Here is an 11,088-nt window from a genome sequence, read left to right as displayed (position 1 = left end):
CCATGACCGAAGACCTCGCGGTCGCCGCACCGGCGCCGGCCACCGTCACCGACCCGCGCGCGGGCAGCTTCCGCGTCGACGCCCACCACGGCGAAATCCTGCAGGGCGTGTTCGTCGCAGGCGGCCGACTCCGCCGCGGCCTGGTTACCCTGCCGTGCCCGCTTTACAGCACCCGCGCCACCTTCCTGCCCACCGACGACGACGGCACGACGGTGCGTCCGGCGTGGCGCACCAAGGCCCGCCGCGCCGCCGACCTCACCCTGGCGCGTCTCGGGCACCCGGTCCCGGGCGGCCTGCTCGACATCACCAGCGACATCCCGCTGTGCCGCGGCTTCGGCTCCTCGACCGCGGACGTGACGTCGGCGATCGGCGCGGTCCTCGCCGCGACCGGCCGCCGGCTGTCCCCGGCCGAGGTCGGCGCGCTGGCCGTCGAGGCGGAAACCGCGTCGGACTCGCTGATGTACGGCGGCCGGGCCGTGGTCTTCGCCCACCGCGAAGGCGAGCCGATCGAGGACCTGGGGGAACTGATGCCCTTGGCAGTGCTGGGGTTCGGCACCAGCCCCGGCGGCCGCGGCGTCGACACGCTCGAACTCACGCCCGCGCGCTACACGTCGTGGGAGATCGAGGCGTTCCGGCCGTTGCGCGGCCTGCTCCGGCGGGCCGTGCGTGACGGCGACGCGGGCCTGCTCGGCCGCGTCGCCACCGCCAGCACCCTGCTCAACCAGCGGCACCTGCCCGTCCCGGGGCTGGACGACGTCCTCGTGGTCGCCCGCGCCGCCGGGGCCGCCGGCGTGCAGGTCGCCCACAGCGGCGACGTCGCCGGCCTGATCTTCGACGCTACCGACGCCGAAACCCCGGCGCGGCTGGAGTTCGCCGCGACGCGGCTCGACGTGACCGAGACCTGGCAGTTCGAAACCGAGAGGTGAGTCCGATGACCCTTGCCGCACCCGTGAGCCGGTCCGTCGTGGAGGCGACCGAGCTGCCCCGGATCATCCGGATCCGGCCCAACTTCCACGTCGCCGCCTTCGGCCTGATGAAGCTGCTGCCCGCCCGGTTCATGCTCGACCGCGCCGAGGAACGCGGTGAGGTCGGGCCGGGGACGACCGTGCTCGAGACGTCGTCGGGCACCTTCGGCCTCGGCCTCGCGATGGTCTGCCGGCTGCGCGGCTACCCGCTCACGATCGTCGGCGACCCGGCGATCGACGCCCCGCTGAAGCGCCGCCTCGAACACCTCGGCGCCCGGGTCGAGATCTGCCCGGAGCCCAGCCCGGTCGGCGGTTACCAGCGCGCGCGGCTCGACCGGCTCGAAGAGCTGCGTGCCGAATGCCCGAACCACTGGGTACCCGGCCAGTACAGCAATCCCGACAACCCGCGCTCGTACGCGCTGGTGGCCGAGCAGCTCGCCGAGACGATCGGTGTCCCGGACTGCCTGGTCGGCGCGGTCGGCTCCGGCGGCTCGACGTCCGGGACGAGCTCGTTCCTGCGGATGCTCGTGCCGGCGATGACGCTCGTCGGCGTCGACACCCAGCGCAGCGCGATCTTCGGCCAGGAGGACGGGCCGCGCGTGCTGCGCGGGCTCGGCAACAGCCTGGTGCCGCCCAACGTCTCCCACGAAAGCTACGACCAGGTGCACTGGATCGGTGCGGCCGAAGCGTTCGCCGCGACGCGCGACCTGTACGCCCGGCACTGCCTGTTCATGGGCCCGACCAGCGGCGCGTCGTTCAAGGTCGCCGACTGGTTCTCGCGCCGGAACCCGGACGCCACGGTCGTCGCGCTCCTGCCGGACGAGGGCTACCGCTACCAGGACACGGTCTACTCCGACGAATGGCTGCGCGCGCAGGGGCTGGCGCACTCCGGTGCGGCCGAGCCGTACGAGGTCGTCGCGCCCGCCGAGCCGGGTGGCTCGTGGACGTGGCTGAACTGGGGCCGTCGCTCGCTGGCCGACGCGTCGTGACGCCCACGCTGCTGCTCGTGGAGAGCAACACGACCGGCACCGGGCGGCTGTTCGCGCGGCAGGCCCGTTCGCTCGGGTTCGAGCCGGTGCTGGCCGCGGCCGACCCGGCGCGCTACCCGTACGCGGCCGAGGACGGCGTCCGCGTCGTCCGGTGCGACACCGCGGACGCGTGCGCGGTGCTGGATGCGGACATCGGCGAGCCGGCCGGCGTGACGAGCAGCTCGGAGTACTTCATCCCGGTTGCGGCGCGGATCGCGGCGAAGCTCGGCCTGCCGGGGCCGGACCCGGTGGCCGTGACGGAGTCACGGAACAAGGCGCACCAGCGCGCGGTCCTCGGGGCTCCGTGCACGGTGGCGACGTCGGTCGAGGCGGCCGTCGCGGCGGCGGTCGAGTTCCCGGTGGTGCTCAAGCCGGCCGAGGGCTCGGGCAGCGTAGGGGTGCTGCGGTGCGAGACGCCCGACGCCGTCGCGTCCCAGGCGGCGGCGCTGCTTTCGGTGACCCACAACGAACGCGGGCTGCCGGTGCCACCGCAGGTGCTGGTCGAGCCGTACGCCAGCGGGCCGGAGTACTCCGTGGAGCTGTTCGGCGAGGTCGTGGTGGCGGTGGTGCGCAAGCACCTCGGGCCGGCGCCGTTCTTCGTCGAGGTCGGCCACGACGTCCCGGCCGCGCTGCCGCCGTCGGACGAGGCGGAGCTGGCGGACACGGCCCGGGCGGCGGTGACCGCGCTGGGCCTCGGCTTCGGCGCGGCGCACGTCGAGATCCGGCTGACCCCCGGCGGGCCGCGGCTGATGGAGGTCAACCCGCGCCCGGCGGGCGGCATGATCCCGGAGCTGGTCCGCGCGGCCACGGGTGTCGACCTGGTCGCGGCTCAGCTCGCCGCGGTGCTCGGGCTGCCGCCGAACCTGCGCCCGACGCGGCGGGCCTGCGCGTCGCTGCGCTTCCTCACGGCCACGGCGACCTCGGTGCTTTCGGCCGGTGACGCGGTGGCGAAGGCATCCGCGGTGCCGGGAGTCGTCGAAGCCCGGCTGTACCGGCCCGACAGCACGCTCGTGCGGCCGGCCCGCGACTACCGCGACCGCGCGGGGCACGTCCTGGCCGTGGCCGATCGCCCCCGCGGCGCCCGTGCGGCGGCGGTGGCCGGGCTGGACCGGCTGCGCGCGGCCTTGGTGCCCGCGCCGAGAGGAGAGACCCGATGACCCTGCGGTTCCTCATCGCCACCGTGGCGCAGACCGACCGCGCCCACGAAGAACGGGACGAAGACCGCCCCGAACCCCACCCGGACACCCCGGAAGGAGCACCTCGATGACCATCGCCCCAGGCGGAACCGGCCGGCTCACCAGCCCTGTCTCCGCCGCGGCCCGGGAGATCCTCTTCGACCGCGACACCGCCCCCGCGCCCGACCCGGTCGCGGCCGAGCTCGGGCTCATCAGCCAGGTCGACCGCGCCCACGTCGTCATGCTCGCCGAACGCGGCATCGTCGACCGGGCGCGGGCCGGCGAACTGCTGCGCGGCATCGAAAGCCTTCGGCGGCAGGGCTTCGCGCCGCTGCACGACGTCCCCGCGCCCCGCGGCCGCTACCTCGCCTACGAGTCCCACCTCATCGGCACCCTCGGCGCGGAGGTCGGCGGGATCCTCCACAGTGGACGCTCCCGCAACGACCTCAACGCCACCGTCGTGCGGCTGCGGCTGCGTGAACCGCACGAGCGCCTGCTCTCCGAGTCCGACGCGCTCGGCCGCGCCCTGCTGGAGCGGGCCCGGCGCTGGGCCGGGGTCACCATGCCCGCCTACACCCACCACCAGCCCGCCGTCCCGATCACCTACGGCCACTACCTCGCGGGCGTCGCGGGCGCGCTCGTCCGCGACGTCGAAGGTGTCTGGCAGGCCGGCGCCGAGATCGACCAGAACCCGCTCGGCGCGGGCGCGGTCGGCGGCACGTCGCTGCCGGTCGACCCGCAGCGCACCACCGCGCTGCTCGGCTTCGCCACGGCGATCCCGAACTCGCTGCACGCCGTCGCGTCGCGGGACCTGGTGCTGCGCCAGCTTTCCGCGGCCACGGTCCTCGGGGTGCTGCTCTGCCGCGTCTCGCACGACCTGCAGGCGTGGACCAGCGCCGAGGCCGGGCTGCTGCGGCTCGCCGACGACGTCGTCGGGTCCAGCTCGATGATGCCGCAGAAGCGCAACCCGTTCCTGCTCGAACACGTCCAGGGCCGGGCGCTGGCCCCGCTCGGCGCGTTCACCGCGTCGGCGAGCGCCATGGCGACCGCCCGCTTCACCAACGCCATCGCCGTCGGCACCGAAGCCGTCGCCCCGGCGTGGTCGGCGCTCGAGGCGGCGACCGACGCCGTTGTCCTGCTGCGGCTGGTGGTCGAGGGCGCCGAGCCGGTGCCGGAGCGGATGTACGAGCGCGCGGTCGACGGCCAGACCGCGGCCACCCACCTGGCCGAACGGCTCGTCGACGCCGGCGTCCCGTTCCGGCAGGCCCACCACGAGGTCGGGGCCATCGCGAAGGAAGCGCTGGCCGAGGGCGTCCCGCTGCACGACGTCGCCCGCGTCCGGCTGGCCGGGCAGCCCGCGCACGTCCTCGCCGCGCTCGACCCCGCCGAGGTCGCCCAGCACGCGGCCCACGGCGGCGGCCCGGCGCGGGCGTCCGTGCTCGCCGCCGTCACCGAAGCCGAAACCGCGTTCGACCGCATCCGCGCCGCCGCCGAGGAACGCCGCTGGCGCTGGAGCCAGGCCGAAGTCGGCCTCGACGACGCCGTCCGATCCCTCGCCGACCCCCGGAGCCTCCCGTGACCTTCACCGTCGTCCGCAACGACGAAGACCAGTACTCGATCTGGCCCGCCGGCCGGGACCTGCCGCCGGGCTGGCTGAGCGCCGGCGTCACCGGCAGCCGCGAGGAGTGCCTCGCGCACATCGACACCGTCTGGACCGACATGCGCCCGCGGAGCCTCCGCGAACGCATGGCCACCCGCTGACCTCGAGGAGCCCCTTGTGACCACGTTCGCCGACGACCTCGCGACCCTCCGCCCGGAGACCGCGTCCACCCAGGACACCTACGTCGAACTCCGCAGTGACACCTTCACCCTGCCCACGCCGACGATGCTGGAAGCCGCCGCGCGCGCTCCGCTCGGCGACGACGTCTACGGCGAGGACCCCACCGTGGACCGGCTGGAGCAGCTCGCCGCCGAGCTGCTCGGCAAGCAGGCCGGCTGCCTGATGCCGAGCGGCACCATGGCGAACCTGACCGCGCTGCTCGCGCACTGCCCGCGCGGCGGCAAGGCGATCGTCGGGCACGAGTCGGACGTGTACGTCTACGAAGCCGGCGGCGCGTCCCTGTGCGGCGGCATCGTCTACGACCCGCTGCCGAACCTGCCCGACGGCACGATCGACCCGGCCGCGATCGCCGAGGCGTGCGCGGTCGACCGCAGCGACCCGCAGATCGCGCCGCCGGCCGTGCTCAGCCTGGAGACGCCGCAGAACCGGTGCGGCGGCCTGCCCCTGCAGCTGGACTACCTCAGCGAGGTGTCCCGGCTGATCCGCTCGCACGGCGTCGCCCTGCACCTCGACGGCGCCCGGCTGTTCAACGCCGCCGTGGCGCTCGGCGTCAGCGCGGCGGAGGTGGCCAAGCACGCGGACACCGTGCAGATCTGCCTGTCCAAGGGCCTGTGCGCGCCGATCGGCTCGGTGCTGGTCGGCGACCGCGTGACGATCGCGGCGGCGCGGCGGATGCGCAAGATGCTCGGTGGCGGCATGCGGCAGGCCGGGATGATCGCGGCCTGCGGCATCGTCGCGCTGACGGACATGACCGAGCGCCTGGCCGACGACCACGCCCGCGCGGCGCGCCTGGCCCGCGGCCTGTCCCGCATCCCCGGTGTCCGCCTCGACCCGGGGCCGCCGCTGACGAACATGGTGTTCTTCAAGGTCCGCGACGACCGCTACACGACCCGGACGCTGATCGAGGCGGCCCGACGGCGAGGGATCCGGGTGGAGGAGCTGGGCACGGACAAGATCCGCGCGGTGACCCACGCGGGCGTCGACGACGACGCGGTGGACCGCGCGGTCTCGGTGTTCGGCGACCTCCTGGGGCACGACGCCCTGGTGCGGTGAGCGCTCCGGGCCGGGGCGGCCACCCCGCCCCGGCCCCGGTCACCGCCCGGCGACGGTGATCGGTTCGAGCAGCCGTCGCGGCCGGTTCATCGCGGTGGACACCGGGTCCGGGACCCCGGCCGCCGGGTCGTATCCCGGGCCCGGCTCGATCACCGTCTCCGCCACCGGGACGTCCGCACCGCAGGCGCCGCACCGGCTCTGCCCGTCGATCAGCCCGCCGTCGGCTTCGTGGCGCAGGACGCGCTTCGCGCCGGACGGCGAATACGCCTCGTCGCCCCAGTGCATCAGCGCGCGCACCACCGGCCAGAGCGCGACGCCGCGGTCGCTCAGCCGGTACTCGACCACGCCGGCGCCGTCGTCTTCGCGCACGAACACGCCCTCCTGCACCAGGGACTTCAGGCGGCTGGTCAGCACGGCGCGGGGGATGCCGAGCTGGGTCGCGAAGTCACCGAACCGGCGGACGCCGAAAAAGGCGTCGCGGATGATCAGCAGCGTCCACCGCTCGCCGATCACCTCCAGGGAGCGCGCGATCGAGCAGTTGCGCTCGGCGTAGGTGCTGGGGAGGGCCATTCGGCCAGTCTACCTCGGTAGTTCGTTCAGTGAACTGGCTGTGCTACGGTCGGTTCAGTGAATGAACTACCCCCTGTGGAGGCCACTGCGATGTACCAGTTCCACCTCGACGAGGTCTACACCGACACCGAGGCCGGCGCCTACGCCGAAGGACCGACGTGGCTGATGAAGGGCACTCCCGCCGCCGACCTGGCGGGAGTGGCGAAATGACCCGGCTCTTCCTGGTCACCGCGGCGGCGGGCAAGACCGGCCGCGGCACCGTCGAGCAGCTGCTGGCCCAGGGGCACCGCGTGCGCGCGCTGGTCCACCGCGAGGACGAGCGCTCCAGCGCCCTGGCCGCAGCCGGGGCCGAGGTGGTGGTAGGCGACCTCCTCGACCTCGACGCCGTCACCACCGCGCTGACCGGGGTGAGCGGCGCGTACTTCTGCTACCCGATCCGGCCCGGCCTGCTCGACGCGACCGTGAACTTCGCGCAGGCGGCGACGGAGACCGGCGTCCGGTCGGTGGTGACGATGTCGCAGATCTCCGCACGCCGTGAGGCCGGCAGCAACGCCGCCCGCCAGCACTGGCTCGCCGAACGGGTGCTGGACCGCACCGGCCTGCTCACCACGCACCTGCGGCCGACGTTCTTCGCCGAGTGGCTCACGACGTGGTGGGAACGCCGCGACGGCGAGGGTTACCTACGGCTCCCGTTCGGCGACGGCCGGCACGCCCCCATCGCGGCGAGCGACCAGGCGCACGTCATCGCGGCCGTCCTGCGCGAGCCGGAACCGCACGACCGCGCGGCCTACACCCTGCACGGCCCGGTCGAGCTCGACCACCACGCCATCGCGGCCGCCATGGCCGCGACGCTCGGCATCCCGGTGCACTACGAGCCGATCGGCGTCGAGGAGTTCGCGTCGGCCATGACCGCGCGCGGGCTGCCCGCGCACCTGGTGCAGCACCTGAGCAACGTCGCCGTCGACTACCGGAACGGGATCTTCGCCGGCACCAACACCGTCGTCGAGAAGATCGGCGGGCGGGTGCCGCTGTCGGTCGAAGAGTTCGTCCGGGACCGCCGCGCGGACTTCGAGACGAGCGGGCCTCACTTCGTGGCGGCGAAGTGACCGGCCCGATCCTGGTGACCGGCGCCGGCGGCCGGCACGGCGGCACCGGCGCGCACCTCGTCCGCGGCCTGCTCGCGCACGAGGTCCCGGTCCGCATCCTCGTCCGACGCGAATCCGAGACGACGCGGCAGTTCGCGGCCTCGGGCGTCGAGGTCGTCGTCGGCGATCTGCTGGACTTCCGGACCCTCGTGCCCGCGCTCGACGGCGTCACCCAGGCCTACTTCACCTACCCGCTCGAAGCGAGCGTGATCACGGCCGCGGCGAGCTGGGCACAGGCGGTCCGGAGCCGCTCCGGTCCACTTCGGACGGTGATGATGTCGATGGCGCCCGCGCAGCCGGGCAGCCCGAGCCCGGTCGGCCGCAGCCAGTGGCTCGCCGAACAGGTCCTGCAGTGGGCCGGGATCGACCTGCTGGTGCTGAAGGTGATGGCGCTGTTCCACGAGAACCTCGGCCTGCTGCACGGCGGCACGGTCGCCGCCGACGGCGTCATCCGCAACTCGTTCGGCCCCGGTCCGGTGACGTGGATCAGCGGCGCGGACGCGGCCGAGCTGGCCCTGACCGCGTTGCTGCGGCCCGGCGTGTTCGACGGCCCGGTGGTGCCGGTCGGCGGCACGGAAACGGTGAGCCACCCGGAGATCGCGTCGGCCCTGACCTCGGTCCTGGGGCGGCCGGTGCGCTTCGAACCGGTCGACGCGCCGACGTGGCGACGCGAGCTGGAGGGCGCCGACCACCCGCTGATCACCCGCGAGATGGCGGCCCACATCCCGGCGGTCGGCGCGCTGGTCGCCGCGGCGGGCCCGACGATGGCCGTCGAGCCCGGCCGCTTCGAACACCTCACGGGCCGGAAACCCCGGCTGCTGGCCGACTATCTCACGGGGTTCGCGTCCTGACGGTCGCGAGCCGCGGGCGGCCGGAAGCCGCCGATCTCCCGCTCGAGCAGCTCGGCCAGCCGCAACGGCGTCCGGTCCTCGGACATCGGGCCGATGAGCTGGACCCCGACCGGCAGGCCCTCGGGGGACCGGCCCGCGGGCACGGCGGTGGCGGGCAGGCCGGGCATGGTCGCCAGGCCGGCCCAGACGAGCTGGTCGAAGTACGGGTACTCGACACCGTCGACGTCGATCCGCCGTTCCATCGGGTTGGGGTGGTGGTCGTGCGGGAACGCGGGGGTCGGCGTGATCGGGCACACCACGACGTCGAACTCGGCGAACAGCTGCCGCCAGCCGTGCCGGTGGACCTCGCGGCGGTGGTTCGCCTCGAGCCAGTCGGCGTGGCTGAACTCCATGGCGCGCAACCGCACGGCGTCGAGCCCGGTCGCGCGCGCCCGCAACCGCTCGAGCGAAGCGATGGGAAACCGCGCGGTGGCGCCCGAAATCAGCAGCTGCATGTAGAGCGTCGCGGCCTCGGTCAGATCGGGCAGCAGCGGACTGTGCCGTTCGACGCGGGCGCCGCCGCCGGCGAGCGCCTCGGCCACCCGGTTGACGCCCGCCCGCACGGCGGACCCGGTCGGAATGAGCGGATGGTCCTCGATGACGAGGACCCGGAAAACGGACAGCCGCTCGTGGCGGGCCGTCGGCAGCGCCAGCCGGTGCGCCACGCCGAGCGTCAGCGGGTCCGGTCCGGCCATGACGTCGAGCAGGAGCGTGAGGTCGCGGGCGGACCGTGCCATCGGACCGACAACGGCGAGGTCGAGGTCGACCGGCAACGCCGGTGCCGGCGGCGCGACCATGCCGCGGGGCGCCGCCAGCCCGAGCGTCGGTTTGTGCGCGTAGACGCCGCAGAAGTGCGCGGGGGTGCGCAGTGACCCGGCGAGGTCGGAGCCGATCGACAGCGCGCCGAACCCGGACGCCAGGGCCGCCGCCGACCCGCCGGAGGAGCCGCCCGCCGTGCGGTCGTGGTCCCACGGGTTGGCGGTGGTGCCGTAGATCTCGTTGAAGCTCTGGATGTCCTGCAGTCCCAACGGAACGTTGGTCTTGCCCAGCACCACCGCGCCCGCGGCCTTGATGCGCGACACCTGCACCGCGTCCTCGGCCGGCAGGTAGTCCCGATGCGGGGGCATGCCCCAGGTCGTGGGCAGCCCGGCCATGTCGTAGGACTCCTTGACCGTCATCGGAACGCCGAGCAGCGGCCGGTCCTCCCCGCGGGCGCGGGCCTGGTCCGCCTGCTGTGCGGCGGCCCGCGCGCGGTCGAAGTCCGGCACGCAGATCGTGTTGGTCACCTCGTCGTCCCGTTCGATGCGGGTGATCGCCTCGTCGGTCAGCTCCGCCGAGGACACTTCACCGGCACGCATCGCGGCAACGAGTTCTTCGGCCGTCCGATAGCTCCATTCCATGATTTGAAGCTAGCGGCCCTCCACAGAGGACACGAAACTTCTTTTCGCGCAACGGGGACGGGCCACTTTCAGGGCCGGATGTTCTCCAGATCCGCCAGCAGGTTCGGGTGCTTCGGCTCCCAGCCGAGCGCCTGCCGCGTGTGGGCGCTCGACGCGGGCTGGTCGGCCGCGAAGATGACACCGAGGGCGCCGAAGCTCTCCGCGGGCACGGACTCGACGGGCACCCCCAGCCGCCGGCCGATGACCGCGGCGATGTCACGCACCTGGTCGCCTTCGTCGTCCACGGCGTGCCAGGACGTGCCGGCTTCCGCCCCCTCCAGCGCGAGCCGGAACAGGACCGCGGCGTCGAGCGCGTGCACGGCCGGCCAGCGCTGGGTTCCGTCGCCCGGGTAGCCGGACACCCCGCTCTGCCGCGCGATCCCGGTCAGCACCCCGGCGAACCCGCCGGCGCCGTTGTTGTGGACGGTCCGGGGGAGGCGCACAGCCGAGCTCCGGACCCCGCGCGAAGCCAGGTCGAGCACCCCCTGCACCGCACGGCCGCGGCCCCCGACCGGGCCGTCGGTGGGAATCGGGTCGGCTTCGGTGGCGGCGCGGCCCGAGGCGGCGGGCGTCCCCGAGCAGGTGACGAAGGGGCGGTCACTGCCGGCGAGAGCCTCGCCGAGGGTGGCGAGGGCGGCGCTTTCCTCGGCGACGGCGTTGGCCAGCGCCTCGGGGCTGCTGAAGTCGTTGGCGAAGGCCAGGTGGATCACCCCGTCGGCCCGGCCGGCGCCGGCGCGCAGGACGTCGAGGTCGGCGAGGCCGCCCCGGATGGGCTCGGCGCCGGCCGCTTCGGCGGCCTGTGCCGAGGCGTCGGAGCGTGCGAGGGCGAGGACGGTGTGGCCGTTGCCGAGGAGTTCGGCGACGACGGCGGAGCCGATCAGGCCGGTGCCGCCGGTGATGAACACGTGCATGGAACGCTCCCGCGAGTGATGGGACTCTTGTCTCGTCACGGTACCAGAGTGATGGGACAAGAGTCTTATCGC

12 protein-coding genes are annotated in these 11,088 nt (G+C 74.1%); 9 read left to right on the top strand and 3 right to left on the bottom strand.

Going from position 1 to position 11,088, the window contains the following annotated elements:
* Window positions 1-2: 2 nt before the first annotated feature.
* From ACZ63E_RS17595 to ACZ63E_RS17570, 6 genes are all read left to right on the top strand, one after another.
* The gene (locus ACZ63E_RS17595; protein WP_465337036.1) at window positions 3-926 is read left to right on the top strand and encodes a GHMP family kinase ATP-binding protein; all 924 of its coding nucleotides are present in this window, start codon (window positions 3-5) and stop codon (window positions 924-926) included.
* A 5-nt stretch (window positions 927-931) separates the two neighbouring features.
* A complete protein-coding gene (locus tag ACZ63E_RS17590; protein WP_465337035.1) occupies window positions 932-1,954 on the top strand; it encodes a pyridoxal-phosphate dependent enzyme in 1,023 nt (340 codons plus the stop codon).
* Window positions 1,951-3,150 (top strand): ATP-grasp domain-containing protein, encoded by a 1,200-nt coding sequence (locus tag ACZ63E_RS17585; protein ID WP_465337034.1) that lies wholly within the window; start codon window positions 1,951-1,953, stop codon window positions 3,148-3,150. The genes ACZ63E_RS17590 and ACZ63E_RS17585 overlap by 4 nt, the downstream gene beginning before the upstream one ends.
* Before the next feature lie 106 nt (window positions 3,151-3,256).
* Entirely contained in the window at window positions 3,257-4,747 is a 1,491-nt protein-coding gene (locus ACZ63E_RS17580; protein ID WP_465337033.1) for an argininosuccinate lyase, read from the top strand.
* Entirely contained in the window at window positions 4,744-4,929 is a 186-nt protein-coding gene (locus ACZ63E_RS17575; protein ID WP_364522041.1) for an MbtH family protein, read from the top strand. The genes ACZ63E_RS17580 and ACZ63E_RS17575 overlap by 4 nt, the downstream gene beginning before the upstream one ends.
* A 16-nt stretch (window positions 4,930-4,945) precedes the next feature.
* Window positions 4,946-6,061 carry a GntG family PLP-dependent aldolase gene (locus tag ACZ63E_RS17570; protein WP_465337032.1) on the top strand — a complete coding sequence of 372 codons (1,116 nt, stop codon included), beginning with the start codon at window positions 4,946-4,948 and terminating at the stop codon, window positions 6,059-6,061.
* Between the two features lie 39 nt (window positions 6,062-6,100).
* Here ACZ63E_RS17570 and ACZ63E_RS17565 read toward each other — a convergent pair whose 3' ends face one another.
* On the bottom strand, window positions 6,101-6,631 hold the full coding sequence (locus tag ACZ63E_RS17565; protein ID WP_465337031.1) for a winged helix-turn-helix transcriptional regulator: 531 nt from the start codon (window positions 6,629-6,631) through the stop codon (window positions 6,101-6,103).
* A 75-nt stretch (window positions 6,632-6,706) separates the two neighbouring features.
* Here ACZ63E_RS17565 and ACZ63E_RS17560 point away from each other — a divergent pair, with 75 nt between their 5' ends.
* Genes ACZ63E_RS17560 through ACZ63E_RS17550 form a run of 3 tightly spaced genes read left to right on the top strand, consistent with a single transcriptional unit; the run spans window position 6,707 to window position 8,627 of the window.
* A complete protein-coding gene (locus tag ACZ63E_RS17560) occupies window positions 6,707-6,841 on the top strand; it encodes a hypothetical protein (RefSeq protein WP_465337030.1) in 135 nt (44 codons plus the stop codon).
* Complete coding sequence (locus ACZ63E_RS17555) at window positions 6,838-7,737, top strand: NAD(P)H-binding protein (RefSeq protein ID WP_465337028.1); 900 nt, start codon at window positions 6,838-6,840, stop codon at window positions 7,735-7,737. Before ACZ63E_RS17560 ends, ACZ63E_RS17555 begins: the two co-directional genes overlap by 4 nt.
* The gene (locus ACZ63E_RS17550) at window positions 7,734-8,627 is read left to right on the top strand and encodes an NmrA family NAD(P)-binding protein (protein ID WP_465337027.1); all 894 of its coding nucleotides are present in this window, start codon (window positions 7,734-7,736) and stop codon (window positions 8,625-8,627) included. The genes ACZ63E_RS17555 and ACZ63E_RS17550 overlap by 4 nt, the downstream gene beginning before the upstream one ends.
* Here ACZ63E_RS17550 and ACZ63E_RS17545 read toward each other — a convergent pair.
* Both ACZ63E_RS17545 and ACZ63E_RS17540 read right to left on the bottom strand, forming a co-directional pair.
* Window positions 8,603-10,066 carry an amidase gene (locus ACZ63E_RS17545; RefSeq protein ID WP_465337026.1) on the bottom strand — a complete coding sequence of 488 codons (1,464 nt, stop codon included), beginning with the start codon at window positions 10,064-10,066 and terminating at the stop codon, window positions 8,603-8,605. The genes ACZ63E_RS17550 and ACZ63E_RS17545 overlap by 25 nt on opposite strands.
* A 68-nt stretch (window positions 10,067-10,134) precedes the next feature.
* Complete coding sequence (locus ACZ63E_RS17540) at window positions 10,135-11,016, bottom strand: SDR family oxidoreductase (RefSeq protein WP_465337025.1); 882 nt, start codon at window positions 11,014-11,016, stop codon at window positions 10,135-10,137.
* Window positions 11,017-11,088: the final 72 nt, after the last annotated feature.

It is taken from the genome of Amycolatopsis sp. NPDC104819 (assembly GCF_055583145.1).
This window is presented reverse-complemented; position numbering and strand designations above follow the sequence as displayed.